General features: G+C 70.4%; 23 protein-coding genes and 1 pseudogene. 11 read left to right on the forward strand and 13 right to left on the reverse strand.

Annotated elements, in window-relative coordinates; genetic code table 11:
• Positions 1-14: 14 nt before the first annotated feature.
• The gene (locus PLP61_RS00090; RefSeq protein WP_324499133.1) at positions 15-2,921 is read left to right on the forward strand and encodes an arylsulfatase; all 2,907 of its coding nucleotides are present in this window, start codon (positions 15-17) and stop codon (positions 2,919-2,921) included.
• A gap of 115 nt (positions 2,922-3,036) precedes the next feature.
• The gene (locus PLP61_RS00095) at positions 3,037-4,467 is read left to right on the forward strand and encodes a DUF2252 domain-containing protein (RefSeq protein ID WP_324499135.1); all 1,431 of its coding nucleotides are present in this window, start codon (positions 3,037-3,039) and stop codon (positions 4,465-4,467) included.
• A gap of 60 nt (positions 4,468-4,527) precedes the next feature.
• On the opposite strand, the gene PLP61_RS00100 is transcribed toward PLP61_RS00095, so the two are convergent.
• From PLP61_RS00100 to PLP61_RS00115, 4 genes are all read right to left on the reverse strand, one after another.
• Complete coding sequence (locus PLP61_RS00100) at positions 4,528-4,845, reverse strand: GlsB/YeaQ/YmgE family stress response membrane protein (RefSeq protein ID WP_324499137.1); 318 nt, start codon at positions 4,843-4,845, stop codon at positions 4,528-4,530.
• Positions 4,846-4,917: 72 nt separating this feature from the next.
• Entirely contained in the window at positions 4,918-5,418 is a 501-nt protein-coding gene (locus PLP61_RS00105) for an LURP-one-related/scramblase family protein (protein WP_324499139.1), read from the reverse strand.
• 114 nt (positions 5,419-5,532) lie between these two features.
• Positions 5,533-5,886 (reverse strand): DUF202 domain-containing protein, encoded by a 354-nt coding sequence (locus tag PLP61_RS00110; protein ID WP_324499141.1) that lies wholly within the window; start codon positions 5,884-5,886, stop codon positions 5,533-5,535.
• Positions 5,883-6,269: a YidH family protein gene (locus PLP61_RS00115; protein WP_324499143.1), complete on the reverse strand. Its 387-nt coding sequence runs from the start codon at positions 6,267-6,269 to the stop codon at positions 5,883-5,885. The genes PLP61_RS00110 and PLP61_RS00115 overlap by 4 nt, the downstream gene beginning before the upstream one ends.
• 174 nt (positions 6,270-6,443) lie before the next feature.
• Here PLP61_RS00115 and PLP61_RS00120 point away from each other — a divergent pair, with 174 nt between their 5' ends.
• The 3 genes from PLP61_RS00120 to PLP61_RS00130 all read left to right on the forward strand — a co-directional run bounded on the left by PLP61_RS00120 (position 6,444) and on the right by PLP61_RS00130 (position 11,415).
• Positions 6,444-7,961: a 4Fe-4S dicluster domain-containing protein gene (locus tag PLP61_RS00120; protein WP_324499145.1), complete on the forward strand. Its 1,518-nt coding sequence runs from the start codon at positions 6,444-6,446 to the stop codon at positions 7,959-7,961.
• Between the two features lie 28 nt (positions 7,962-7,989).
• Positions 7,990-10,851 carry a molybdopterin-dependent oxidoreductase gene (locus tag PLP61_RS00125; protein WP_324499146.1) on the forward strand — a complete coding sequence of 954 codons (2,862 nt, stop codon included), beginning with the start codon at positions 7,990-7,992 and terminating at the stop codon, positions 10,849-10,851.
• 93 nt (positions 10,852-10,944) lie between these two features.
• Complete coding sequence (locus tag PLP61_RS00130; protein WP_324499149.1) at positions 10,945-11,415, forward strand: PPOX class F420-dependent oxidoreductase; 471 nt, start codon at positions 10,945-10,947, stop codon at positions 11,413-11,415.
• Between the two features lie 6 nt (positions 11,416-11,421).
• On the opposite strand, the gene heR is transcribed toward PLP61_RS00130, so the two are convergent.
• Positions 11,422-12,195 (reverse strand): heliorhodopsin HeR, encoded by a 774-nt coding sequence (heR, locus tag PLP61_RS00135; RefSeq protein WP_324499151.1) that lies wholly within the window; start codon positions 12,193-12,195, stop codon positions 11,422-11,424.
• A 191-nt stretch (positions 12,196-12,386) separates the two neighbouring features.
• Between heR and PLP61_RS00140 the strand changes: the two genes are divergently transcribed.
• Entirely contained in the window at positions 12,387-13,367 is a 981-nt protein-coding gene (locus tag PLP61_RS00140) for a TerC family protein (protein ID WP_324499153.1), read from the forward strand.
• Here the strand turns inward: PLP61_RS00140 and PLP61_RS00145 are convergent.
• From PLP61_RS00145 to PLP61_RS00155, 3 genes are all read right to left on the reverse strand, one after another.
• Positions 13,314-13,655, reverse strand: a complete 342-nt coding sequence (locus PLP61_RS00145; RefSeq protein WP_324499155.1) for a winged helix-turn-helix domain-containing protein — start codon at positions 13,653-13,655, stop codon at positions 13,314-13,316. The two genes, PLP61_RS00140 and PLP61_RS00145, sit on opposite strands and share 54 nt — an antisense overlap.
• Positions 13,656-13,725: 70 nt before the next feature.
• Complete coding sequence (locus PLP61_RS00150) at positions 13,726-14,370, reverse strand: response regulator (RefSeq protein WP_324499157.1); 645 nt, start codon at positions 14,368-14,370, stop codon at positions 13,726-13,728.
• Complete coding sequence (locus PLP61_RS00155; protein WP_324499159.1) at positions 14,367-15,347, reverse strand: HAMP domain-containing sensor histidine kinase; 981 nt, start codon at positions 15,345-15,347, stop codon at positions 14,367-14,369. The genes PLP61_RS00150 and PLP61_RS00155 overlap by 4 nt, the downstream gene beginning before the upstream one ends.
• A gap of 154 nt (positions 15,348-15,501) precedes the next feature.
• Between PLP61_RS00155 and PLP61_RS00160 the strand changes: the two genes are divergently transcribed.
• Both PLP61_RS00160 and PLP61_RS00165 read left to right on the forward strand, forming a co-directional pair.
• On the forward strand, positions 15,502-16,068 hold the full coding sequence (locus tag PLP61_RS00160) for an SPFH domain-containing protein (protein WP_324499161.1): 567 nt from the start codon (positions 15,502-15,504) through the stop codon (positions 16,066-16,068).
• Positions 16,050-17,474 (forward strand): annotated as a pseudogene (locus tag PLP61_RS00165) (potassium/proton antiporter); the annotation flags it as partial. The gene PLP61_RS00160 and the pseudogene PLP61_RS00165, both read left to right, overlap by 19 nt.
• 168 nt (positions 17,475-17,642) lie before the next feature.
• On the opposite strand, the gene PLP61_RS17100 reads toward PLP61_RS00165, so the two are convergent.
• On the reverse strand, positions 17,643-18,200 hold the full coding sequence (locus PLP61_RS17100) for an HNH endonuclease signature motif containing protein (RefSeq protein ID WP_502888901.1): 558 nt from the start codon (positions 18,198-18,200) through the stop codon (positions 17,643-17,645).
• A gap of 111 nt (positions 18,201-18,311) precedes the next feature.
• On the opposite strand from PLP61_RS17100, the gene PLP61_RS00170 reads away from it, so the two are divergent.
• On the forward strand, positions 18,312-19,040 hold the full coding sequence (locus PLP61_RS00170; RefSeq protein ID WP_324499165.1) for a hypothetical protein: 729 nt from the start codon (positions 18,312-18,314) through the stop codon (positions 19,038-19,040).
• Positions 19,041-19,161: 121 nt separating this feature from the next.
• Here the strand turns inward: PLP61_RS00170 and PLP61_RS00175 are convergent, their stop codons facing one another.
• Positions 19,162-21,540 (reverse strand): FtsX-like permease family protein, encoded by a 2,379-nt coding sequence (locus tag PLP61_RS00175; protein ID WP_324499167.1) that lies wholly within the window; start codon positions 21,538-21,540, stop codon positions 19,162-19,164.
• 5 nt (positions 21,541-21,545) lie between these two features.
• Positions 21,546-22,268 carry an ABC transporter ATP-binding protein gene (locus tag PLP61_RS00180; RefSeq protein ID WP_324499169.1) on the reverse strand — a complete coding sequence of 241 codons (723 nt, stop codon included), beginning with the start codon at positions 22,266-22,268 and terminating at the stop codon, positions 21,546-21,548.
• A gap of 134 nt (positions 22,269-22,402) precedes the next feature.
• Here PLP61_RS00180 and PLP61_RS00185 point away from each other — a divergent pair, with 134 nt between their 5' ends.
• Positions 22,403-22,771 carry a PadR family transcriptional regulator gene (locus PLP61_RS00185; protein WP_324499171.1) on the forward strand — a complete coding sequence of 123 codons (369 nt, stop codon included), beginning with the start codon at positions 22,403-22,405 and terminating at the stop codon, positions 22,769-22,771.
• Complete coding sequence (locus tag PLP61_RS00190; protein ID WP_324499173.1) at positions 22,768-24,099, forward strand: permease prefix domain 1-containing protein; 1,332 nt, start codon at positions 22,768-22,770, stop codon at positions 24,097-24,099. Before PLP61_RS00185 ends, PLP61_RS00190 begins: the two co-directional genes overlap by 4 nt.
• A gap of 47 nt (positions 24,100-24,146) precedes the next feature.
• Here PLP61_RS00190 and PLP61_RS00195 read toward each other — a convergent pair whose 3' ends face one another.
• Both PLP61_RS00195 and PLP61_RS00200 read right to left on the reverse strand, forming a co-directional pair.
• A complete protein-coding gene (locus tag PLP61_RS00195) occupies positions 24,147-25,175 on the reverse strand; it encodes a nucleoside hydrolase (RefSeq protein WP_324499175.1) in 1,029 nt (342 codons plus the stop codon).
• A 161-nt stretch (positions 25,176-25,336) separates the two neighbouring features.
• Positions 25,337-25,924, reverse strand: coding sequence for a DUF4865 family protein (locus tag PLP61_RS00200; RefSeq protein ID WP_324499177.1), 588 nt, complete (start codon positions 25,922-25,924; stop codon positions 25,337-25,339).
• Positions 25,925-25,994: the final 70 nt, after the last annotated feature.

Consider the following 25,994-nt stretch of genomic DNA (forward strand, 5'->3'; position numbering starts at 1 on the left):
AAAGGGAGAAGACCATGAGTGAGGCCACCCAGATGCTCCTTGTCGCCGCGTACCAGGACCCGTCAGCCGCGCAGCAGGAGTTCGACGCGCTGGCCGGGATGGTCCAGGCCAAGGAGGTGGAGACCCAGGGCATGATCCTGGTCGCCAAGGACTCCGACGGCAAGGTCGTCGTGGCCGACACCGGCAACCACCTGGGCCGGAAAGGGGCGGGTTGGGGTGGCGGGGTGGGGATGCTGGTCGGCATGTTCGCGCCTCCGCTGCTCGCCTCCGTGGCGGTCGGCGCGGCCGCCGGGGCGGTCGTCGGCAAGTTCGCCGGCAGCAAGGTCACCGAGGCGATCCAGGAGAAGGTCAGCGAGAACCTCACACCCGGCACCGCGGTGCTCATCGGGGTGTTTCCCGCCGAGCAGCGTGTGAGGATCGAGCAGGCACTGCCCGGGTCACCGCTGAAGTCGGTCGTGGAGTCCGACGAGAAGGGCATCGACGAGCTCAAGCGCGCCCTCGGCGAGGCCATGGGCAAGTTCAACCCCGACCGCACCGTGCTGCCGCTGGCCGACAAGGCGTTCGGAGGCGTGGCGGGGCACACGATCGAAGAGTCGGTGGGCGACTGGAGCATCGTCGCCGGGGTCAAAGCACCCGACGAGGCACCCAACGTCCTCATCGTCCTCATCGACGACGCCGGCTTCGGCGGGCCGGACACGTTCGGTGGCGACATCCGCACCCCGAACCTCACCCGGGTGCAGCAACGAGGCATCACCTACAACCGGTTCCACGTCACGGCGGTGTGCTCGCCGACCCGTGCGGCACTGCTCACCGGTCGCAACCACCACCGCGTCGGCATGGGCGGCATCGCTGAGTTCCCCGGACCTTTCCCGGGCTACACCGGGATGCGACCGCGGACCTGCACGGCCCTGCCGCGCATCCTGAAGGAGAACGGCTACATCACCGGCGGTTTCGGCAAGTGGCACATGACACCGGGGCACGAGATGGGCGCCGCAGGGTCGTTCGACCACTGGCCCACCGGCTGGGGCTTCGACCACTGGTGGGGCTTCCTCACCGGCGCCGCGGGCCAGTACGACCCCATCATCACGCAGGACAACTCCACCCTCGGGGTGCCGGAAGGCGAGGACGGGAACCTCTACTACTTCCCCGACGACATCACCGACAAGACCGTGGAGTGGCTGCACGCCGTGCGCGCTCAGGACGCCGACAAGCCGTGGTTCGTCTACTACTCCACCGGAGCCACCCACGCGCCGCACCACGTGGCCAAGCAGTGGGCGGACAGGTACAAGGGGCAGTTCGCCGACGGCTGGGACGCGTACCGGGAGCGGACCCTGGAGCGGCAGAAGCGGCTCGGCATCGTCCCCGCAGACACCGAGCTCACCGCGCGCCCGGAGGCCTACCCGGCGTGGGACAGCCTGTCGGAGTCCGAGCGCACGCTGTACGAGAGGCAGATGGAGGTGTTCGCAGGGTTCTCGGAGAACGCCGACTGGAACGTGGGCCGTCTGCTCGATGCCGTCGAGGAGATGGGTGAGCTCGACAACACCCTGGTCATCTACATCTGGGGTGACAACGGCGCCTCGATGGAAGGCACCCTCACCGGGTCGTTCAACGAGACGACGTTCTTCAACGGCCTCGTCCTCGACGCTGACGAGCAGCTTGCGCTCATCGACAAGTACGGCGGCATCGAGGAGCTCGGTGGGTTCCACACCGCGCCTCACTTCGCGGCAGCGTGGGCACATGCCAACAACACGCCGTTCCAGTGGGGCAAGCAGATGGCCAGCCACCTGGGCGGAACCCGCGATCCCATGGTGATCTCCTGGCCGAACAGGATCGCGGCCGGCGGCGACCTGCGCACGCAGTTCACCCACTGCATCGACATCGTTCCGACCGTTCTCGAGGTCATCGGAATCCCGGAACCTTCGGTCGTGGACGGCATCGCGCAGGAGCCGATGGACGGCACCAGCTTCGTCTACACCTTCGACGCCCCCGACGCGGCCGAGCAGCACACTGTGCAGTACTTCGAGATGTACGGCAGCCGGGCGATCTACAAGGACGGCTGGTGGGCCTGCACGAAGCTCGACAAGCTGCCGTGGGACTTCTCTCCCGCCACTCTCGCCCGGTTCGGTCCCGGAAGCGGCTGGGACCCGTCCCAAGACACCTGGGAGCTCTACTACCTGCCTGAGGACTTCTCGCAGGCCCACAACGTGGCGGCGGAGCATCCGGAGAAGGTGACTGAGCTCGTCGAGCTGTTCTGGGCCGAGGCCGCACGGAACCGCGTGCTCCCGCTCCTCGGCGGGTTCGCAGTGTTCTTCGGCATCGTGCCTCCCATGCCGACGCAGACCCGCTTCACCTTCGCCGGCGACGTCCAGAACATCCAGACCACGATGATCCCGCGCATCATCGGACGCTCCTACGCCATCGAAGCCGACGTGCACGTGCCCGAGGGCGGCGCCGAGGGGGTTCTCGTCGCCTTCGCCGACTTCATCGGCGGATTCTCCCTGTGGGTCGACGAGAAGGGTCTGCTCAACCACACCTACCAGTACCTGGGTGTCGAGATGTACCGGCAGACCTCGACCGAGCCGATCCCCACCGGCGACGTCACCCTCACGATGCGCTTCGACGCCGACCAGCCCAGCCCCGGAACGGGCGGACACGTCACGCTCTGGGCCGGCGACACGCAGATCGGGGAAGGCGACATCCCCCGCACCATCTCGCTCATCTTCACGACCTACGCAGGCATGGACATCGGCCGAGACAACGGCGGGGTCGTAGACCTGGACTACGAGGACAGAGCGCCCTATCCGTTCACCGGGACGGTGCGCAACGTGGTGTTCGACCTCAAGCCCGCCCCCGTCGAGGAGCAGGCCGAGCTGCACCGGGCCACGGTACAGGCCGGCATGGCCCACGGAGCCGCCGGCTGACCGGGTCCGATCGCTGGGACGCCTTGTCCCCCTTGCGCCGGGACGGGTGACGTGCGACGGTGCCCAGGACCCGCGGCGTGGCAGTCACGCCGCGCACGGACCGCGTGGAGAACCTGTGAACAGTGAGGAACCGCGCTCCGGCGCCAGGAAGATCGCCCACCTCACTGTCGAGGAGCGTGCAGCCAGGGGCAAGGCAGCGCGGAACGAGGTCCCGCGGTCGAGCCACGGTCGCTGGGAGCCGGCCGCTGACCGGTCGGACCCCGTCGGACTGCTCGAGGAGCAGGCCGCCAGCCGAGTGCCTGAGCTCGTCCCCCTGCGCTACGGCCGGATGATGGTCTCGCCGTTCACGTTCTACCGGGGCGCGGCGCTGATCATGGCCGCCGACCTCGCAGCCACCCCTCGGTCGGGTCTGCACGCCCAGATCTGCGGTGACGCCCATCTGTCGAACTTCGGGGTGTTCGCCTCTCCGGAGAGGCGCCTGATGTTCGACATCAACGACTTCGACGAGACCCTGCCGGGGCCCTGGGAGTGGGATGTGAAGCGGCTCGCGGCGAGCTTCGAGATCGCCGGCCGCGACCGCGGGTTCGACCCCGCCGTGCGCCGGGAGATCGTGGCCGCCGGGGTCGCCGAGTATCGGGCCCGGATGTGGCAGGCCGCCGGGTCACGCAATCTGGACGTCTGGTACGCCCATATCGACGTGGACCAGGTGTTCAAGCTGCTCAAGACGGGTGCCAGCGCCAAGCAGCGTGCCAAGGCCAAGACGACGGTGGCCAAGGCCAGGACCCGAGACAGCATGCAGGCGTTCTCCAAGCTGACCGCCGAGGTGGACGGGCAGCGCAGGATCGTGGCAGACCCCCCGCTGATCGTCCCGATCGAGGACGTGGCGGCCGCCCACAACAGCGAGAGACCCTACGACGCCGAGCTGCGGGACCTGATCCGGTCCTACCGGCGGACCCTGGAAACCGACCGCCGGGTACTGCTGGAGGAGTTCGAGTACGTCCACGCTGCCCAGAAGGTCGTGGGGGTCGGCAGTGTCGGGACCCGGGCCTGGATCCTGCTCCTGCTCGGCCGTGACAACCAGGATCCGCTGCTCCTCCAGGCCAAGGAGGCCCAGGAGTCGGTCTTGGAACGCTTCGTCGGCAAGAGCAAGTACACCAACCACGGCCAGCGGGTGGTCGCCGGACAGCGTCTGATGCAGGCGGCCAGCGACATCTTCCTGGGCTGGCAACGGGTGAACGGGCTCGACGGGCAGGTACGCGACTTCTACCTGCGACAGCTGCGCGACTGGAAGGGCTCGGCCGACGTCGACTCCATGCCGGCCAACACGATGACCCTCTATGCCCGACTCTGTGGTGCGACCCTGGCCCGCGCCCACGCCCGCTCCGGCGACCGGATCGCCATCGCCTCGTACCTGGGCAGGAATGACGCGTTCGACCGGGCGATCGCCGACTTCGCCACCGCCTACGCCGACCAGAACGAACTCGACTACCAGGCCCTGGTCGACGCGGTGAGGTCCGGCCGGCTCCAGGCCCAGACCGGGCTGTAGCGACGCCGCTGGGTCAACGGCCGCCGCGTCGACCCGGGGGGCGACATCATCCCCGCCGGGTCAGCGCGGGTTGGCCTTGCGGGGGTCGCCTGACCGCTTGGCGGCGCGGTCCGCCGCCGTCGGCTTGTTCCGGTCCTCCCACCAGCGCCAACCGGCGGTGACCACGAGTGCGCCGACCAGAGACCCGATGACCCCACTCGGCCGCAGGTCCAAGCCGTCGCCCGACAGCAGGCTGATCAACAACCCGCCGACGAAGGAACCGACGAGCCCGGCCACGATCGCCATCGTCCAGTCGATCCGGCCGTGTCGTCGTCGAAGGATCAGCTGGGCACCTGCGCCGACGACCATGCCGAACACGATGATCGCGAGAATCAGCATGACCAGAGAGTAGTCATGAGGGGTCCGGTTGTCGCGAACCCCTCTGCCTACGCGTCACTGACGGGACCTTCGTCAGCCGCGTGCCATCGCGTCGATGCAGACCGTGATCGCCAGGAGGAGCGGGACGTCCTGGTCCTCGGCCATCTGGACACCGTAGGAGTCGCGGACCCGGAACCACTTCTTCGACACCGTCGCGACGGTGTCGCCGTCTCGCTCGATCTCGTACTCGTGGTCAACGATGTTGCCGTGGGCCTTGAAATCCTCGCCGCCCTCGACCTCGATGATGTAGTGGTCGCGGAGGCCGATCAGACGCTTGTGCACCGTGGCCTTGCTCGCGCCGCGCTCGATGGTCATCTTGTCGCGGACGCTGAGCTTCTTCTCCTGGATCTTCGCCAGCTCCGCTCCTCTGGCGTCCTCGAGAATGAACGTGTCGCGCAGCCGCACGGCCTTGCCGTTGACCTTGAAGACCCTGTTGCCGCCGTCGTCCTCGATCCAGTAGTCGTCCCCGATCGCCATGATCTTCTCGCGCATCTGGAACTTGGGGCCCTCAAGGCCCCGGTGGCGAAGCCCCATCGGTTGTCCCTTCTCCTCGCGCCTGACGGCCACCCCGGTGACCCGGCGACCCACTGAGCCGAGCATATGCCCGCGTCGTCAGCCTGCGGGACCGCGGTCCCGGACCGACCCTGCTCAGCCGGGCCCTGCGGCGACCAGGGTGAGCGCGGCGAGGGCCAGGGCCACCGAGGCGGCCGCGACCGTGCGGATCAGTACCGGTCCGGCCGGCACCTCCCCGGCGGCCACCCGGCGGACGGTGCGGTCGTACCGTCGCTCGACCACCACCAGCAGGCCCAGGGCGACCAGCATCCCGGCGATCCCGGGAAGGGCCGCCAGCGGGTTGCCGGCGGCGCGGTGCAGCAGCAGCGCGGAGACGCCGCCCAGGCCGAGGGCAGTGCGTTGCCAGGCCATCGTGGTCCGTTCGGCCTGCAGACCCCGGTCGACCGCCGTCTCCCTCCGGCGTCGCGGCCCCGACCAGCCGCGGCTCATCGGAACAGGTCCACGACGATGAGCACCAGGGCCGCGACGGCTGCCAGGGACAGGGCGTACCCGACGAGCCGGGGCACCATGGAGTGCGGCAGCTGCTCACCGAGGCGCATCGCCCGCTCGTTCTGCTCCCAGTGCCGGTAGGAGACCGCGGACAGCAGGCCGCCGAGTGCGATGAGCAGGATGCCGAGGACGTGCCTGATCACGGTGAGGCCGGGCACCAGCTGGATGACCGCGACCCCGGCGGCCGTCAGCGCGAGGGAGGTGCGGATCCACGCCAGGAAGGTCCGCTCGTTGGCCAGGGTGAAGCGGTAGTCGGGGGCCTCGCCGACCTGATGCAGGGGAGACCGTGGTCCCTCGGTCCCCGCGGACGGCTCCTCGATCACGGTGCCTCTCGACTCTGTGCTGTTCTATTCGCATGGACGAATGTAGTGTCGCGCCCCACACGACACAACCAGGTCCGGCCGAACCTGTCAGGACGGAAGGGAACGCGTGCCATGGGCGAGGACACCACGGCTGAGCCCGGCGCGGAGGCGCCGGGGAGCCGGAAGGGCTGAGCCGTGCGCTACGGCTTCGCGATCGACCAGCGCACCTGCATCGGCTGCCACGCCTGCACGGTGGCCTGCAAGACCGAGCACGAGGTGCCGCTGGGTCAGTTCCGAACGTGGGTGAAGTACGTCGACACCGGGAGTTTCCCGGACACGACAAGGTCCTTCGGGGTGATGCGGTGCAACCACTGCACCGACGCTCCGTGCGTGCAGATCTGCCCGACGCAGGCGCTGTTCAAGCGCGAGGACGGCATCGTTGACTTCGACAACAGCCGCTGCATCGGCTGCAAGAGCTGTATGCAGGCCTGCCCCTACGACGCGATCTACATCGACGCCGACACCCACACCGCAGCCAAGTGCAACATGTGCGCGCACCGGGTCGACGAGGGTCTGGAGCCGGCCTGCGTGGTGGTCTGCCCGACGCACTCGATCTGGGTGGGGGACCTGGACGACCCGACCAGCGGGATCGCCCGGCTGGTGAGCACCGAACAGACGATGGTGCGGGCCCCGGAGCAGAACACCGGCCCCAACGTGTTCTACCTCGGGGCGGACCGGGCCGTGCTCGACCCGCTCGCCGCCCCCGTGGACGACACCTACCTGTGGGCCAGGCCGGACGCGCACCGGCTGGAGACCGCCGGTGACCTCCCCGGCGACCCCACGACCAACGCGCGTACCACGCTGAACACCGCGCACCCGCGACCTTGGGGGTGGCGGGTCACCACCTACCTGTGGGCCAAGGCGGTCGGGGCCGGTGCGCTCGCCGTCGCGGCGCTCGCCTGGCTGCTCGGCTACCAGCTCGGCTGGGTCGGGACCTACGGCGCACCGGCACTCGGGCTGGCCGGTGCCGCCGTCACCGGTGCGCTGCTGGTCTGGGACCTCAAGCGACCCGAGCGGTTCCTGTACATCTTCTTGAAGTCCAACTTCCGCTCCTGGCTCGTGCTCGGCGCCTACGCACTGGTCGCCTTCTCCGGTGTGGCCGCGCTCTGGCTGGCGGCCTCCCTGCTCGAGGTCGACGGCGCCCGCGACGTTCTCGCGTGGCTGGCGATCCCGGCGGGGGCACTCACCGCCGGCTACACCGCCTTCCTCTTCGGGCAGGCCGAGGGGCGGGACCTGTGGCAGTCCCCGGTCCTCTTCTGGCACCTCCTCGTGCAGGCCGCCATGGTCGGCGGAGGCGCGCTGCTCGTGCTGGCCGGGCCGGCCGGCCTTTCCGCGGCGACCGCGGCGTTCCTGGCCCGGGTGTTCGTGGCTGCGGTCCTCCTGCATCTCCTCATGCTCGCCGTGGACCTCGGCGGCCGGCACGCCAGCCGGCAGGCCACGGTCGCCGCGCACGTGATGACCTCCGGCCGCTACGCCCGGCTGTTCTGGTGGGGAGGCGTCGCCCCGGCGGGCGCCGCGCTCGTCGTGGCGGCCTTCGGCTGGAACGGCGGCGCATCGGCCGCGCTCGTCGTCGCCGGCCTGCTGGTCCAGCCGGCGCTGCTGGCCTACGAGTCGGCGTACCTGCGCGCCGGTCAGGACGTCCCCCTGTCGTGAGCCGGTCCACCTATCCCAGGAGAGAGCGATGACCGCCGAGGTGCCCCTCCCCGGAGCGCGTCGCCACGAGCGGCTGCGCAACTTCCCGCCGCCGTCGGAGTGGGACCACCACGTGGAGTACGACGCCAAGGCGCACCCCCGCAAGGTCCCGCACACCTACTCGCTGATCCCCACGATCTGCTTCAACTGCGAGTCCTCCTGCGGGCTGCTGGCCTACGTGGACCACGAGGACCTCTCGATCAAGAAGTTCGAGGGCAACCCCGCCCACCCCGGCTCCCGGGGCCGCAACTGCGCCAAGGGGCCGGCCACCATCAACCAGGTCCACGACCCGGAGCGGATCCTCCACCCGCTCCGGCGGGTGGGGGAGCGCGGCTCGGGACGGTTCGAGCGGGTCTCGTGGGAGGAGGCGCTCAGCGACATCGCCGCGCGGGTCCGCGCTGCGATCGTCGAGGACCGGCGCGACGAGGTGATGTACCACGTCGGACGCCCAGGCGAGGACGGCTTCGCCGAGCGGGTGCTGCAGGCCTGGGGGGTGGACGGGCACAACAGCCACACGAACGTCTGCTCGTCCGGCGGCCGGTCCGGGTACACCCACTGGATGGGCTACGACCGGCCCTCGCCCGACTACGCCCACGCGCGGGTGATCGTGCTGCAGTCCAGCCACCTCGAGACCGGCCACTACTTCAACCCGCACGCACAGCGGATCATGGAGGCCAAGCAGAACGGCGCCAAGGTGGTGGTCCTGGACCTGCGGCTGTCGAACACCGCCTCGCACGCCGACCTCTGGATCTCCCCCTGGCCCGGCAGCGAGTCGGCCATCTTCCTCGCGGTCGCGTCGTACCTCCTGCGCACCGGCCGGGTGGACCGCGACTTCCTGCGCCGCTGGGTGAACTGGGACGTCTACCTCGAGCGGCTGCACCCGGACGCGCCACGGGACTTCGAGGTGTTCCTCGAGCTGCTCACGCACGACTACGCGGAGTGGACCTTCGAGCGCGCTGCGCAGCTCGCGCACGTGCCGGTCGAGCAGATCGAGGAGTTCGCCACCTACGTCGGGCAGGCCGGCTCGCGGCTGGCCACGCACACCTGGCGGTCGGCGGCGGCCGGGAACCTCGGCGGCTGGCAGATCACCCGCAGCCTGTTCTTCCTCAACGTGCTGACCGGCAGCATCGGCACCGAGGGCGGGACCCACCCCAACGGGTGGGACAAGTTCATCGCCCACTTCCCCGACATGCCGCCACCGCACGACGTCTGGAGCGAGATGCTCTGGCCCGCGGAGTACCCGCTGACCACCAACGAGATGTCGATCCTGCTGCCGCACCTGCTCAAGGACGGCCGCGGCCGGCTCGAGGTCTACTTCAGCCGGGTCTACAACCCGCTGTGGGTGAACCCCGACGGGTTCACCTGGATCGACGTGCTCAAGGACGAGACCAAGATCGGCCTGCACGTCGCCCTGACGCCCACCTGGAGCGAGTCGGCCACGTTCGCCGACTACGTGCTGCCGATGGGTCACGCCTCCGAACGGCACGACACGATGTCGTTCGAGACCCACGCGGCCAAGTGGATCGCCTTCCGGCAGCCGGTGACCCGCGTCGCGATGGAGCAGCAGGGGATCCCCTACCGCGACAGCCGGGACGCCAACCCCGGCGAGGTCTGGGAGGAGAACGAGTTCTGGTTCGAGCTGTCCTGGCAGATCGACCCGGACGGGTCGCTCGGCATCCGCCGCTGGTTCGAGTCCCCGGACCGGCCCGGCGAGCGGATCACCACCGACGAGTACTACGACGTCCTCTTCCGCCGGAGCGTGCCCGGTCTGCCCGAGGCCGCCGCCGCCCAGGGCCTGAGCCCGCTGCAGTACATGCGCAAGTACGGCGTCTTCGAAGTCGCCAAGGACCTCTACCGGCTCGACGAGCGCCCGCTCACCGAGGCCGAGCTGGAGGGCGCGGCCCCCGACGACCACGGTGTGCTGCGCAAGCCGGTGACGCTGGACACCGCCCCGCCGCTGGTCGGCGAGGCCGGCGCCGTCGGGCTGCAGCACCCGGACGGCTCGCGGACCGCCGGCTGGCTCTCGCCCTCGCGCAAGCTCGAGCTCTACTCGACCACGCTGGCCGACTGGGGCTGGCCCGAGCACGCCACCCCCGGGTACATCGAGTCCCACGTGGCCGCGGCGCGCATCAACCGCAGCGACGACGAGTTCGTGCTCATGCCGAACTTCCGGCTCCCCACGCTGATCCACACCCGCTCGGGCAACGCCAAGTACCTCAACGAGATCTCCAACACCCACCCGCTGTGGTTCAACGCCGGTGACGCCCGGCAGATGGGGGTGCGGACCGGTGACCTGGTGCGGGTCACCACCGAGATCGGCCACTTCGTGGTCCGGGTCTGGGCGACCGAGGCGATCCGCCCCGGGGTGGTGGGCCTCTCCCACCACATGGGCCGCTGGACCCAGGACGGGCACCCCGGCAGCCGATGGGTCATGGGCACGGTGAACCTCCGCCGCACCGACGAGGGCGTCTGGAGCCTGCGCTACACCGACGGCGTCGGACCGTTCACCAGCGAGGACCCCGACTCCGAGCGCATCTACTGGGACGACCCCGGCGTGCACCAGAACCTCACCTTCCCGGTCCAGCCCGACCCGGTCTCCGGCATGCACTGCTGGCACCAGAAGGTGCGGATCGAGAAGGCCCGACCCGAGGACCGGTACGGCGACGTGCAGGTCGACGTCACCAAGTCGCGAGAGGTCTACCGCCGCTGGCTGTCGATGACCCGCCCGGGACCCGGCCCTGACGGGCAGCGACGCCCCGAGTTCCTGATGCGGCACGTGGCGCCGAAGCGGGCGGCGTACCGCGTGGCGGAGAGCCCCGGCTCCGGTCGGCCGTCCCCGGAGACCGTCTGACGCGGGTGCCGCTCGACCTGGGGCTGCGGGAGGCCGGCGGCCTCGGCGGACCCGTCCCTTGGCAGACCTCGGGGCAGGCGGGAGCATGGACCCATGGCCCGCACGATCGCCTCCAACACCCAGGTCAGCCTCGACGGCCTGCTCGACTTCGTCCGACCGCGGCACATGATGGTCCTGATCACCGAGCGGGCCGACGGCTCCCCGCAGGCATCCCCGGTCACCGGCGGTGTCGACGACTCGGGCCGGATCGTCATCTCCAGCTATCCCGAACGGGCCAAGACCCGCAACGCCCGGTCCCGCCCGAGCGTCAGTGTCCTGGTGCTCTCCGACGAGTTCGACGGCGCCTGGGTGCAGGTCGACGGCACCTGCGAGGTCCTTGACGCCGCCGACGGGCCGGTCGCGCTCGACGCGTTCGTCGAGTACTTCCGCAACATCGCCGGGGAGCACTCCGACTGGGACGAGTACCGGCAGGCCATGGTGGACCAGGGCAAGTCGCTCCTGCGCATCACCCCCAGCCGCTGGGGTCCGGTCGCCACCGGGGGATTCCCCGCGCGGCTGGCGTGACGCACCTCAGCCGGCGAGGGTGCCCGCGAAGACCTGCCAGGCCAGGGCCGACTTCGCCGTGAGGCTGAGCAGGATGTAGATCCGCTCGCCGAAGAGGTAGTCGGCCCAGCGGCCCCGGCCGCGGTACTGCAGCCACTGGTTGAGCGCGAAGACGTTGAAGAACACGAAGAGCGACACGAAGATCCCGTAGACGAACCCGGGGGGAGCCACCGACGAGGCCGAGCCGAGGGACAGCAGGTACACCGTGATCGCCAGCCAGGGGACGATGCCCGCCACGCACCCGAAGACGAACGGCAGCCAGCCGCCGCTGCGCGGCTCCTCGTAGCGCTCCTGGAGCCAGCCGAAGAGGATCATCGAGGCGTTGACGCCGAACAGGCAGATGAGGGCCGCGACGTCGAAGATCCCGACGAGCTGCGCGATCAGCACGATCATCAGCGAGGAGGACAGCGAGTACTCCACCCACCGGGCCGGGTTGATGCCGCGGGCGAGGTGGGCCAGGTACCGACGCCACCACACGGTGGTGACCAGGAAGTGCGCCAGCGCCGAGAGCGCCAGGAAGGCCGCCACCGCGGCGCCGGTCGAGATCTCGAACAGCGTCTCGGGGTCCGCGGGAGGCGTGCCGGGCGGCCCCGCGAGGTAGGAGGAGGTCACCGGCAGCGCGAAGCTCGTCGCCAGTGCCAGCACGGCGACCGCCTGGGCGAGGTGGAACACGCCGGCAAGTGCGTTGTCCCGCCTCAGGGTCGCGGCAGCCGAGGCGGTGGGGGCTGGTGCGGACGTCATCGGGCTCGCTCCGTTTCCTTGACAGACGAAGAACTATTCGTGAATACTGTAGCGCACGAGGGGAGTACCCCACCTCGACGCTACCGTCACTCCGTCCGGCCGGTCCGGACCGGTACGTCGGCCGTCGCCGCACCGGCGACGGCGGGGGAGACCTCCAACGACCCGCTCGACGGAACCGCTGGAGGTCACCGATGGATGTCCCCTTCTGGGCGTGGGCTGCTGTCCTCGCCGTCATTCTCGCGATGCTGGCAGTGGACCTGCTCGCGCACCGCACCGCCCACGTCGTCTCGGTCAAGGAGGCGGCGACCTGGTCGGCGGTCTGGGTCACGCTGGGACTCGCCTTCGGCGGGGTTGTCTGGTGGGCGTACGGCGCCCGGGCCGGGGGTGAGTACTTCGCCGGCTACCTGATCGAGAAGTCGCTCGCGATCGACAACGTGTTCGTCTTCGCGCTGATCTTCACCTACTTCGCCGTGCCCCGGGAGTACCAGCACCGCGTGCTGTTCTACGGGGTGCTCGGCGCTCTCGTCTTCCGGGCCGTCTTCATCGCCGGCGGCACGGTGCTGATCGAGAACTTCGCCTGGATCCTCTACCTGTTCGGCGCCTTCCTGGTCTTCACGGGCTGGAAGATGTTCCGCCACCGTCACGACGAGATGGACCCCTCGCGCAACCCCGTGCTCAGACTCGTCCGCAGGCGGGTCCCGAGCACCGACGAGTACCACGGCCAGAAGTTCTGGGTGAAGAAGGGCGGCAGGTGGCTCGCCACCCCGCTCTTCACGGTCCTGGTCCTCGTGGAGACCACGGACATCATCTTCGCGGTCGACTCGATCCCCGCCATCTTCGCCGTGACCCAGGAACCCTTCCTGGTGTTCACCAGCAACGCGTTCGCGATCCTCGGGCTGCGGGCGATGTACTTCCTGCTCGCGGACCTGATCCACCGCTTCGTGTACCTCAAGACCGGCCTCGCCGCGATCCTGGTCTTCGTGGGCGTGAAGATGCTGCTCCTGGACGTCTACAAGGTGCCGATCTGGCTGTCCGTGACGGTCATCGCGACCAGCATCACCCTCGCCGTCGTGGCCAGCCTGCGGGCGACCCGTGGCCAGCAGGGCTCCGCCCCGGGGTCAGTCAGCGAGCCGGCCTCGTCCGCTCCCGCCCCGGCCGGCCCGCGGCACTGACTCGTGCGTCAGGGGCACCACCATGTCCAGGAACTCACCGAGGGTGACCCGGGACTCCAGCTCGTGGCGGAAGTGGGCGCCCCTGACCACGTCGTACCGGTTGCGGCGCCCGACCTTCGTCCGGTGCAGGTAGCCCTGGTCCACCAGGTGGCGGACGATCTCCTGCACCGCCCGCTCGGTGATCCCCACCGACATGGCCACGTCGCGCATCCGCGCGTCCGGGTCCCGGGCGAGCACGACCAGCACGTGGCCGTGGTTGGACAGGAACGTCCACTGTCCCAGACTCATGGGAAGCATGCTACGTGAGTTCAGGTTCGGATGTTGTAGACCTGCTCGGGAGACGGCGACGCCTCGTCGCTCACGGCTCGACCAGTCCGGCGCGGATGGCGTACCGGGTGAGCTCGGTGCGGTCGCGCATGCCGAGGCGGGCGAGGATGCTGGCACGGTGCTTCTCGACCGTCTTGGTGCTGATGGAGAGGATGCGCGCGATCTCCTTGGTGGAGCGGCCCTCGGCGATCAGCTTGAGCACCTCGTCCTCACGCGGGGTGAGCACGGTCTGCCTGACCCGCTCGCCGCGCGCGACGCGGTCGAGGTAGTCGCGCACCAGCGCACCCATCGCGCCCGGGTAGACGAACGCCTCGTCGCGCATCGCGGCTCGGCAGGCCTCCACCAGGTCCTCGTCGACCACCGACTTCAGCACGTACCCGCTGGCGCCGAGCCGCAACGACTCGAAGAAGTACTGCTCGTTGTCGTGCATCGAGAGCATCAGGATGCGTGGCGGGTTGCGGTACCGCCTGATCTCCCGCGCCGCCTGCAGGCCGGTCATCGTGGGCATCGCGATATCCAGCACCACGAGGTCGACCTCAGTACCGCGCAGGACGTCGAGCGCCTCGCGGCCGTCCGCGGCCTCGGCCACCACCTCCAGGTCTGGCTGCTGCTCGAGGATGAGCCGGACCCCGCGGCGGACCAGGGCGTGGTCGTCGGCCAGCAGGATCCGGATCACCGGACGTCCCCGACTCGCAGGGGCACCGACAGACGGACGGTCGTCCCGCGGCCCGGTGTCGAGACGACCGTCACGGACCCGCCGACCAGCGAAGCGCGGTCGGTCATCCCGGCCAGGCCGGTGCCGGCGTGCTCCTCGACGGGGCCGGGGAAGCCGCCACCGTCGTCGGTCACCTCGAGCTCCAAGTGGTCGCCGACCCGGAGCAGCGAGAGCTCGATCCGCGCGGCCCCGGCGTGCCGCACGGCATTCGTCAGCGCCTCCTGGGCGACCCGGTAGACCACCAGCTCCGTCTCCGGCCCGAGGTCCGGGAGGCCGGCGCCGAACCTCCGGCGCACCACGGGCCCACCGTGGGCCGAGACGTCGGTCGCGAGCGCGGACAGTGCGGCCAGCAGGCCGAGGTCGTCCAGTACGCCGGGGCGCAGCTCCCGAGCGACCCGGCGTACGTCGTCCAGCGCCGAGCGGGTGCTCTCCCGGACCACGACCAGCTCCTCCTGCAGCTCGACCGGTGCCCGGTCCTGGATGCCCTTGAGCCCGAGCAGCACCACGGTCAGGCTCTGGCCCACCTGGTCGTGCAGCTCCTGGGCGATCCGCCGGCGCTCCGCCTCCTGGGCGGCGAGGGCCATGGCGCTGCTCGCAGCGCGCTCCGCCTCCAGCCGGTCCAGCATCGCGTGGTAGCTGCGCACCAGGCGGCCACCCGGACCACTGCTCGGCTCCTCGAGGCGGCTGGCGGCCCCGCCGAGCTGCACGGTCCGCATGGCACGGATGACGCGGTCCACCGGCGTCAGCACCGACCTCAGCAGCAGACCGTTGGCCACCAGCATCAGGGTCAGGCCGACGGCCAGCACGACCAGCTCCGACACCACCGCTCGACGAGAGATGCTGGCGGGGGACAGCACCAGCGCCAGGGTCCCGACGCACAGCACTGCGCCGTTGATCAGGCACACCTTCCAGTAGATCGAGGAGCTCGTCAGCCGCACCCCGCCACTCTCCCGCATGGCTGGTCGCGGGCACAGCCCGATCGCACGGGTGCCGTTCGAAATGGGTGGAGGACCCCATACTCCGCGGCCCTGCGGCCTGGTTGCCTGGAGGTGACGAGGGAGCACGGCCAGTCAGGAGAAACAGGAGAAGGTGGTGGACGACCGCGTGGCGCCGATCGTGATGATCGTCCTCGCCGGAGGTGCCGGGCTGGTCGTGCTCCTCGTCGCCAGCCTCCGATGGGTCGCCCCCGGCCAGCTGCTGGTCGTCACCCGCCGCGGTCGGGTGGCTCGGGTGCGAGGCGACGGGCTCACCGTTCGGGTGCCTGTCCTCGAGCAGGTGCTGTACGTCGACGTCGAGCCGCACCCCGAGCTGGTGACCGTCCGCGCGCGTACCGCCGACGGCGCGGAGCTGCGGCTGCTGCTGGTCGCACACGTGGCCCGGGCGGCGCCGCGCCGCGGGTCCGAGTACGCCGAGCCGGGACCGGCCGTGGCCCACCTCATCGGCGAGCGACTCGAGCCGCTGGTGGTGCAGTACCCGCTGTCAGAGCTGCCCGCCGTCCTGCCGGCACTACTCCGTGGCTGCGTGGAGGCGGCCGACGTGGTGCTCAGAGAGCACCGCGTCCGGCTGCTGAGACTGGAGGTGGACGCGGTGGAGCACCTGCTGGTCTCGCCGACCGTCCCGTCCACCGGAAGGACCGGCGTATGGACCTCGGTGGGCTGAACCTGGTGCTGCTGGTCGGCGCCGTGGTCCTGCTCGCCGCGGTCGCCGCGGTCCGGCTCTCCACCCGGGCAGGGCTCCCGATGCTGCTGCTCTACCTCGCGATCGGGGTCGCGATCGGGGAGGCCGGTCTCGGGCTGCACTTCGAGGACGCCGAGCTGACCCAGCTCCTCGGCACGATCGCGCTGGCGGTGATCCTCGCCGAGGGTGGGTTCACCACGGACTGGCGGGTGGTCCGGCCGGTCGCGGGACTCGCGCTGGTCCTCGCGACGGTCGGGGTGGCGGTCTCTGTGCTGGTGACGTCGTCGCTGGTCTACCTCGTCCTCGACGTCGACGTACGAACCGCGATCATCCTGGGCGCGGTGGCCTCCTCGACCGACGCCGCCGCGGTGTTCGCGGTGCTGCGCCGCCTCCCGGTGCGCGGCAGGCTGCGGGCGGTGGTCGAGGCCGAGTCCGGTTTCAACGACCCTCCGGTGATCATCCTCGTCACGGTCGTCACGTCCTCGGCGTGGGGCGAGGCCGGGGTGGCGGGCGTGGGGGGCCAGGTCCTCTACCAGCTGGCCGCTGGGGTGGCGATCGGCTTCGTCGTCGCGCGCGCCGGTGTGTGGGTGCTCGTCCGGAGCGCGCTGCCCGCCTCAGGCCTCTACCCGATCGCCACGTTGGCGATCGCGTTCCTCGGCTTCGCCGTCGCCGGACTTGCCGGTGCCAGCGGGCTGATGGCCATCTACGTCACCGGCCTGACGCTCGGGAACGCCGTTCTCCCGCACCGCGCGACCACCTCGAGCTTCGTGGAGGGCCTGGCCTGGCTGTCACAGATCGGACTGTTCATCATGCTCGGCCTGCTGGCCAGCCCCAGCCGGCTGTGGGACGCCCTGCCGTTCGCGCTCGTGGTGGGCTCGGCCCTGACCCTGGTGGCCCGTCCCGTCTCTGTCCTGGTGTGCGCCACGCCCTTCCGGATGCCGTGGCGTGAGCAGGCGTTCGTGAGCTGGGCCGGCCTGCGCGGCGCCGTACCGATCGTGCTGGCGACCATCCCGATGAGCCTCGGCCTCCCCGGGGCGACCCGGATCTTCGACGTCGTGTTCCTGCTGGTCGTGCTGTTCACCCTCATCCAGGGGCCCACGCTGCCGGCGGTCGCCCGGAGGCTCGGCGTCGCCGAGGGCGGGGCCACGCGGGAGCTCGCCGTCGAGTCCGCGCCGCTCGAGGCGCTCAACGCCACGCTGCTGCAGCTCGCCATCCCCCGGGGCTCTCGACTCGCCGGTGTCGAGATCGCCGAGCTCCGGCTCCCGCGGGGGACGTCGGTGTCGATGCTGCTGCGTGGCGGGGAGATCCTCACCCCGGCACCCACCACCGTGCTCCGCAGCGGCGACCACCTGCTGGTGGCGACGCCCCGACAGCAGCGGGACGCGGTGGAACGACGTCTCGCCGAGGTCAGCCGCAGCGGCCGCCTGGCCGGCTGGTACGCCGCGCTCTCGGGCCCCGCATCGTCGTCACCGGGCATGCCCACAGCCCGCGGAACACCTGTGACCCGGGGTGTCCTCCGACCGGGAGGGCTCGTCCACCGTGCCACTGGACGGGGCTCAGAGGGCGAGGGTGCCTTCGGGGAGAACGACGTACACGGTGCCGTGGGGGGACCGCCAGTGGTAGCTGCCGTCGCTGAGGCGTTCGTACCGCCAGCGGCCGTGCGTCTTGGCTCTGTGATGGCGCCGGCACAGCGGAGCGAGATTCTCAGGGACGGTCTGACCGGGCGGTCCGGTGTCGTCGTAGGGGACGATGTGGTCGAGGTCGCAGCGTCGGGCGTGCCGATGGCAGTGGGGGAAGACGCAGTGGGGATCGCGGAGCCGGACCAGCTCGGCCAACCAGGCGGGCGGGTCGTGGGCGTCCACCCCGTCGGTGCGAGACAGGTCCAGGACCGGCTGGATGCGGACGCGGGTGCCCTTGAGCCACCCGAGGAGCGTGGCGAGGGTGGCCGGACCGAGTCCCTCGGCTGTGCCTAGCCCGTCCGTCGTTCCCGCCTGGTCCGCCCGGGGCCCCCAGCTCCACCGCTCGGGGCTGACGTGCACGTAGAGGACGCTGTCGCGGCGTCTGGTCACGGACCTGACCGGCTTCGCGGGTGTCGTGGCGGCGTCGCGGAACACCTCGTCGAGGATCTGGTCGAGTGCGGTGGGGTTCCCGGCGATGATGCCGACGGCCCGGGCCTTGCGGACCTCCCAGGAACCCTCGTCCCCCAGCTGGCCGAGGGTCTGGGCGTGGTCGCAGACGAGGTCGTGGAAGCGCTGGAGGTCGGCGGAGTCACCGGTGATCTCGATCCGCGACGTTCCGGCGAAACCGGTCAGCGCGTTCCCGTGGCGGAGGCGGACGCCCCAGTGTTCGCGCTCGACCTCCTCGCGCTGCCGGTGCCGCTCCAGGTCGAACTCCGCCTTCGCCTCCTCCACGAGGCGGTCGATCGTGACCGGACCGATCCGGTCGAGGCGGCCGGCCAGCTTCTCATCGACCCAGAGGGCCGCGGCCAACGGGAGGTCCCTTGTCTGGGCGGCGACCCGTCGGGCCTTCCAGGCCGCGAGGGCCAGGTCCTGCACACCGGCCCACAGATGCGGCAGGCGGTGCTGGAGGTCCAGGACGTCGGCAAGGAGCGACATCGCCGAGTGGGTGGTGATCCCGAGAGCGGCGCCGAACGGCTCCGGGGTGAACGCGGCGACCCCCGGCGTACCGTCACCGCCCAGGGTCTCCGGGCCCGCCACCTCGGCGACCAGGTCGTTGTTCCAGGCCGAGTAGCCGGTCTCCTCCGTCGGCGGGTGCAGCACGCACCAGTGGGCAGCCAGCTCGAGCTTGACCAGCTCGGCCCGTCGGACCTGGCGCTCAGACATCCGCGCGGACGCCAGCACACCCTCGGCGTCGAGGTCGTCGACCTCGAACGGGGCACCGGTCTCATCCACGAGCAGCATGAGAACCACGCAACCAGACGCCACCGACATTGAGACCCCCGAAACCGGGGTTATCCACCGGTCTCCAGGTCACGGAATGGTAACACTTTTCGAGCACCCGTTCGCCACGCTGGAGCCCGCCTGCTCGCGATGACCAGCATGCCGATCCGGGTGCTCAGGCGTAGCGGAGCGCGTCGCCTGGCCGGAACCGGACCGCTCGGCGCACCGGGAGGAACAGCACGAGGAGTGCCAGGGCCGCCGTGCCGACGAGGGCGATGGGAATGTTCTGCGCGGGGAAGGTGACCGGGAGGCGCACGTCGACGACCTCCCAGACCAGCCACAGGAGCAGGCGCGTGAGGGCGTAGCCGAGCGGGATGCCGAGGAGCCAGCCTCCGAGCGCCAGCGCCATCCCTTCGGTCGTGAAGATACGGCGGATGTCGCGCGCGCGTGCGCCGATGCTGCGCAGGATGCCGATCTCGCGGGTGCGCTCGAGGACGTTGGTGGTGATGGCGTTCGCGAGCCCGACCATGCTCATCGCCACGATCACGAAGCCGAGCACGGCGATCGAGGTTGTCAGCGTGCTGTTCGCGGCGACCTCGTCCCGCTCCGCGACGTACCTGATCTCGCTGGTGACGTCGTGGCCGAGCGCGGCGAGCCGGTCCTCGACCAGGCTGGTGGTGCGGTCGACCGTCGCCTGGTCTGGCGAGTCCGTCTTGATCCAGTACGCGCTGGCGCCGGTCGGCTGTCCCAGGAGCGCTCGAGCGGTGGCGAGCGGGACGTAGAGCGCGGTCCCGTTCTCCTGCTGGTTCTTCGCGACCCCGACGATGCGGAAGTCGGCCTCTCCGCCCGCCGTGGTGAGCGTGACCCGCTCGCCCACCTCCACTCCGAGGGTCTGGGCGATGTTGCGCTCGATCACGGCGACCTGCGCGGCGGCCTGCGCCTCGGCGGCACTGAACCAGCGGCCGCCGGCGAGCCGGTACCGGAAGAGCGGATCGCGCTCCATGCCCCACACGAAGGCCTCCCGGCCCGCGAGCTCCACGGTGTTCTTGAGCACGGGCTCGGCCTCGGAGACTCCCGGTGTCGAGCGGATCACCCGCTCTGCGCGCTGATCGAAGAGCGCCCGCCCACCGGTCGAGATCTGCACATCCTCGAGGTGGTCGCCCCAGGAGGTCCTGGTGGCCTCGGTCGCGGCCTGCGCCAGGGCCAGCACCGCGAGCAGGTTCCCGACCGCCAGCGCCACGATCGAGGCGGTGGCGAGGCTGCGTCGCCCACGCCTCCCGACGTTGCGCAGGCCGATCTGGATCACCCGCGGCAGGAAGCCGATGCGCTGCAGCACGCGGTCGGCCGCGCCCTGCGTGCCCACCATCGAGCCGCTGGCTTCCAGCGCCTCGCGCAGGTCGACCCGCAGCGCCCGGCGGACAGCCGGCAGGGCCGCAAGGGGCGGCGTCAGGAGTCCGACGAGGACGCTGATCGCCAGCACGAGGGGATCCACGCCGAAGCCCACGTCGATCGCCCAGAAGGTCGAGCCGAAGTAGCGGGCGAGGAGGCCGGAGAGCAGGATCCCGAGCCCTACGCCGACGACCGCTCCGAGCGCGCCCAGCAGCAGGGTCGTCCTCAGGTAGACCAGCGCCACCTGGTGGCGGCGGGCGCCGATCGCCCGCATGATCCCGATCTCGCGGGTCTGCTCGGCCACGAGGGTACTGGTCGTGTTCGAGATCAGGACCAGGGCGGAGAGAAGCGCCAGCACGGTGATCACACCCAGCAGCTGCGCGAACTCCTCGGTGTCCGCCTTCCCCGGCCAGTCTCCCGGTGCCCGCAGGTCCGGCAGGTCGGAGAACCCGGCGAAGCCGGGCGCCGCAGCCAGGTCGCGGCGCACCGCGGCGACCGTCTCCGCGGCAGTGTCAGGGCTCGGGTCGTCCAGCCGCAGGGCCAGCTCGCCGAACCCGGCGTCCCCACCCAGGGCCACCACCGTGTCCGCGGGGGCGTAGAGGACGATCACGCTCTCGTCCTGCACCTGTTCGCCGCCCGGGAGGCTGCGACCGCGGCCGCTGACCACGAGCTCGGTGCGTTCACCCCCCTCACCGAGCACCACGAGGGTGTCGCCGGCGGATCCGTCGTACACGCCGACGTTCGTGTCCTGCACGTCGGCGAGGAGCTCGCCAGGGCCCGGGACCGCTCCAGACTCCACCCGCACGAGGTCCACGCCCTGGTCCGCGAACTCCCGTACGCCGATGACGCGCGCCGGCGCGCGCCGTTCACCCACCAGCACCCGCACGTCGACGCTCGAGCGGGGTGCCACGGCCTTCACGTTCGGAAGAGCGGCGAGCCCTGCCAGCTGCTCGTCGGTGAGCCTCACCGGCCGCAGATGGAGCGTCACGTCCGCGAGGCGCCCCGCGCGCACCTCCTCCTGCATCGCACGGTCGATCAGCGTGGGAATCGCGAAGAAGGAGATGCTCGCCACCGCGATCGCCAGCGTGAGCACGCTGAACACCGTCCGCGCCCGCCGCCGCGTCAGGTCGGTGGCCGACTTGCGGAGCGAGGCGGAGAGGATCACGCCCCTCAGCCCTCCACCACGAGCCCGTCGCGGATCTCGACCACGCGCTGGGCGCGCTCGGCCAGCTCGCGGTCGTGCGTCACGAAGAGAACGGTCTTGCCCTCCTGGTTCAGGCGCACCAGGAGCTCGAACATCTCCGCCGCAGTGGCCGTGTCGAGGTTGCCGGTCGGCTCGTCGCCCACGATCAGGCGGGGATCCGACGCCAGCGACCGCGCGATCGCTACTCGCTGCTGCTCGCCCCCCGAGAGCTCCGCGGGCGAGTGATGGAGCTTGTCCCCGAGGCCGACCAGGTCGAGGTTGTGCCGCGCCCGCTCGAACCGTTCGCGCTTCGAGCCGCGTCGGAGGAAGTCGAGGGGGAGGGCCGCGTTCTCGAGCGCCGACAAGGTCGGGAGCAGCTGGAAGAACTGGAAGATGATCCCGACGTTGGCGCCGCGCCACACCGCCAGCTCCTCCTCACTCATCTCCTCCAGAGGCTGAGAGTCGAAAGCCACCGCCCCCGCGGTCGGCCGGTCGATGCCGGTGATCATGTTCAAGATCGTTGACTTGCCACTTCCCGACGGCCCGACCAGAGCCACCAGCTCCCCTGCTTCCACCGCCAGGTCGACGCCGCGCAGAGCGCGATAGTCCACCTTGCCCATCCGGTAGACCTTCTCTACGGCGGCGAGCTGGATCAGTGGCTGCTCCGCGGAGGTGGGCGGGCCCGGGTGCGACGCCAGGTCGGGGGTCACGAGGTCCAGTATCCGCCTCCCGACCGGGGTCCGTCGACGCCGATGCCGTCACACACCGCGGTGAACGCGCCGCGAGCTATACCTAGAAGCGTGAGGTATTGTTACCTTGTAGTTCTAGGTATTCAGGGAGCAGCATGCGGATCGACAAGGACCTGGTGGCAGCGTCGGCGACGCCGCTGGTGCTGGGCATCCTCGCCGAGGATGCGTCGTCGTACGGGTACGCGATCCTCAAACGCATCCGTGAGCTCTCCGACGGCAACATGGAGTGGACCGACGGGATGCTCTACCCGCTGCTGCACCGACTCGAGCGGCTCGGGCAGGTGAAGTCCACGTGGCAGACGTCCGACCAGGGTCGACGACGCAAGCACTACGCGCTCACCGAAGCCGGTCGCCAGGCGCTCGCCGACCGGCAGAGCCAGTGGGCCGTCGTCAGCGAGACCCTGGACCGTATCTGGCACACGCGCACGCAGCTGCCGGCGATCCCGCAGGCGGTGACGCCGTGAGCGAGCACCAGATCGAGCAGTGGCGCAAGCACGTCCAACGTCGGGCCACGTTGACCAATGACGACGTCGCCGAGCTCGAGGAGCACCTGCGCGGGCAGGTCGACGACCTCATCGCCTCGGGGCTCACCGAGGACGAGGCGTTCCTCGTCGCAGTCAAGCGGATGGGAAGCGTGGACGAGCTGTCGCGCGAGTTCGCCATCGAGCACTCCGAGAGGCTGTGGAAGCAGCTCGTGCTCACGGCCGACGACCCCGGTGAGTCACGGGCGCGGGGTCGGGACCTGTGGCTCGCCATCTGCCTGGGTGTTGGCGCGGCGCTGTCGCTCCGCGCAGGCCTGGCGTGGCTGGACGAGGACGTGTTCGTCCGACTCGTCTCCGTGCTCGTGCTGCCGTGGGTGGTGGCCTACTTCGCCTGGAAGCGTGACGTCTCGGCGCGGACGGTGGTGAGCGTGGCGGCCGGGTACGCGGCCGTGGCCGCTCTGCTTGTCGCCTATCCCTTCCATGACGAGCAGAGCGACACACTCCTCCTCGCGGTGATCCACACCCCGATCCTGCTGTGGCTCCTGATGGGGGTGGTGTACGTCGGGGGCGACTGGCGGTCCGGGCGTCGGCGGATGGACTTCATCCGGTTCACGGGCGAATGGGCGGTGTACTACTTCCTGCTCGCCGCCGGTGGCGGTCTGCTGCTGGCTCTGGCCGGCGCGACGTTCAACGCCGTCAACATCGACGCGGCGGTGTTCTTGTTCGAGTGGGTGCTTCCCATGGGAGCCGCTGGGGCAGCCGTGATCGCGGCGTGGCTGGTGGAGTCCAAGCAGAACGTGATCGAGAACATCGCGCCGGTGCTGGCGCGGGTCTTCTCGCCGCTGACCGTCCTGCTGCTGGTGGCGCTGCTGATCGCCTTCGCGGCCAACCCGGATGTCATCGACGTCGAGCGCGAGCTGCTCATCCTGATGACCGTGATCCTGGTGCTGGTCCTCGCGCTGTGGCTCTACGCGGTGTCCGCGAGGCCGCCACAGGCGCCGGCCGGTCTCGCTGACTGGCTGCAGGTGGTGCTGGTCGTCACGGCGATCCTCGTCGATCTCGTCGTGCTGATCGCCATGGCCAGCCGGATCGCCGAGCTCGGGCTGACGCCGAACCGCGCCGCGGCTCTCGGCCTCAACATCCTTCTGCTGGTCAACCTGGCCGTCTCGGCCTGGCTCGGCCTGGCCTTCGTGCGTGGTCGCCGTCCCGTCGCGGCACTGGAGCGTTGGCAGACCGACTACCTGCCCGTGTACGCCGCGTGGGCCGCCGTCGTGGTCGTCCTCTGGGGTCCGCTGTTCGACTGGGCGTGATCGGCTCAGGGGGGAGCTGCCCACCAGACACGCTCCGCCCTCGACGATCAGCTCGCGTTCAGCGTTCTCGTGAGCAGGTCCTCGACCGCCTTGACGTCGGCACCGACGGCGACCTGCACCTGGTGGCCGTCGCGGTCGCGGACCGTTCTCCCGTTGTCGCTGCCCCGGGTGGTGACGACACTGATCGGGGCGCGCTCGGTGGTGACGACGTCGGGGTCGACCACGACGGCGGCGGCCAGCGGGTCCCAGAAGTACGCCTCCCCGCTCGCCACCAGCGGGTTGTTCGCCAGCAGCTGGCTGGCGATCGCGGCGGCCTCGGCCTCGACGTTGCCCTGGAGCTCACCGACGAACTCCGGGGTGATCGGGGCCTGGTTGGTCGCGTCCAGTCCCACCAAGGTGACCGGGGCCCCCGACGCGAGCACCTCCTCGGCCGCGACCGGGTCGACGTACAGGTTCCACTCCGCGCTCGGTGAGGAGTCCTCCTCGGTGTACACGTTGCCCCCGACGTCGACGGCGCCGCCCATGATCACCATGGACGACATCGTGTCGGGCAGGTCTGGGTCGGCGCGGAAGGCCTCGGCCGGGTTCGTGAGCGGACCGAGTGTCAGCAGGGTCACGCGACCCGTGGACAAGGTCTCCGCGAGCAGCTGTGCTGCCGAGGGTGCGGCGTCCGGCGCCTCCACGACAGGCAGGTCCACCCCCCAGGCGGCATCGGCTGCGTCACGCCACTCGGCCGGGAAGGTGTGGTCGCCGGACAGGGGAGTGGAACGCCCGCAGGCCACCGGTACATCGTCGTGTCCGGTGACGGCGAGCAGGCCGGCTGCGATCTCCAGGCCTCGGGGGCACCGCACCTCACCGGTCCCGGACACGGTGACCGCACGGACGTCGACCTCGCTCGAGGAGAGCAGGAACAGCAGGGCGACCAGATCGTCCGATGCCAGATCGGTGTCCACCACCAGGGGGCGACCGGCGCCCGTGCCGTCAGAGGTCGGGCCGGTCGAGCCGTCGCCCCTCGGGTTGCCGTCATCGCCGCACCCGGCCGTGACGAGCAGGAGGAACGCCGCTGTCAGGCTCATCCACGGACGCACTGCTCGCTCCTGCCTGCCGCATGTGGTGGACCGAACGTCGAGACCATCATGGTCCCTGTGGCTTCTCCCCGGGGTCGCACCCCTGCCACGGCGCCCGGCACCACGCGTTCAGGTCGGGGGTTCCGTGGAAGCGGAGCTGACGTTCTTGCTCACCACGCCCTCCCCGAGGGGAGGCTTCGTCGGTGGGGTTGGGACAGGTGGAGGACCGTGTAGCGGTCCCCGGGCGTGCTCTCGGGCGGCTGCGTGTTCCACAGCGTGAACCGGACCAGCTGCCAGGTGGACGGGTCGATGCCGGCGACGGTGCCGTTGACGTTCGCTTCATTCGCAGCGGCCACGGTGTCCTCGACGACCCGGTCGACGAGGTCGGGAAGCGCGTTGCGCGGGTCGACGGGCTCGACCTGGCGTGTGGCCGCGGCGGGCGCCTTTCCGGGTGCCGGTCCGTTGACGACGGCCACCGTCCGCCACGTCCGGACTGCCGGACGCCCGAAGTCGGTGCGGATGCCGTCGAAGCCGGGTCCGAAGAGGAACTGGTTCAGGCCGGTGTCGCCCGCCCACACGTAGAAGGGCGCGTACTGGTTGACCGGCGAACCGTGCTGATTGCGCTCGCGGATGAGGTAGGCCTTGGCTCCGAGGTCGGTGAAGTCGTCGGTTCGTGAACCGCGGGCCGCGACACGTTGCCGGATGATGTCCATGTCGTAGTCCGCGGGCAAGGTGATCTCGTACTGCATGAGCTGCATGTGGGGTCCTGTTCGTGTCGGCTGGAATCAACGTGCGGTGTGGGCGGCCCCCACCGTGGGGTGACGTGGT

The organism is Nocardioides sp., assembly GCF_035429765.1.
Classification (GTDB): Bacteria; Actinomycetota; Actinomycetes; order Propionibacteriales; family Nocardioidaceae; genus Nocardioides.

Excerpts from the sequence above, each read along its gene's own strand:
- PLP61_RS00125 (WP_324499146.1), top strand. The coding sequence starts at position 7,990 with ATGACCGCCGAGGTGCCCCTCCCCGGAGCGCGTCGCCACGAGCGGCTG.
- PLP61_RS00185 (WP_324499171.1), top strand. The coding sequence starts at position 22,403 with ATGCGGATCGACAAGGACCTGGTGGCAGCGTCGGCGACGCCGCTGGTG.
- heR (WP_324499151.1), bottom strand. The coding sequence starts at position 12,195 with ATGACGTCCGCACCAGCCCCCACCGCCTCGGCTGCCGCGACCCTGAGG.
- PLP61_RS00130 (WP_324499149.1), top strand. The coding sequence starts at position 10,945 with ATGGCCCGCACGATCGCCTCCAACACCCAGGTCAGCCTCGACGGCCTG.
- PLP61_RS00090 (WP_324499133.1), top strand. The coding sequence starts at position 15 with ATGAGTGAGGCCACCCAGATGCTCCTTGTCGCCGCGTACCAGGACCCG.
- PLP61_RS00195 (WP_324499175.1), bottom strand. The coding sequence starts at position 25,175 with ATGAGCCTGACAGCGGCGTTCCTCCTGCTCGTCACGGCCGGGTGCGGC.
- PLP61_RS00140 (WP_324499153.1), top strand. The coding sequence starts at position 12,387 with ATGGATGTCCCCTTCTGGGCGTGGGCTGCTGTCCTCGCCGTCATTCTC.
- PLP61_RS00145 (WP_324499155.1), bottom strand. The coding sequence starts at position 13,655 with ATGAGTCTGGGACAGTGGACGTTCCTGTCCAACCACGGCCACGTGCTG.
- PLP61_RS00105 (WP_324499139.1), bottom strand. The coding sequence starts at position 5,418 with ATGGGGCTTCGCCACCGGGGCCTTGAGGGCCCCAAGTTCCAGATGCGC.
- PLP61_RS00110 (WP_324499141.1), bottom strand. The coding sequence starts at position 5,886 with ATGAGCCGCGGCTGGTCGGGGCCGCGACGCCGGAGGGAGACGGCGGTC.
- PLP61_RS00100 (WP_324499137.1), bottom strand. The coding sequence starts at position 4,845 with ATGCTGATTCTCGCGATCATCGTGTTCGGCATGGTCGTCGGCGCAGGT.
- PLP61_RS00200 (WP_324499177.1), bottom strand. The coding sequence starts at position 25,924 with ATGCAGCTCATGCAGTACGAGATCACCTTGCCCGCGGACTACGACATG.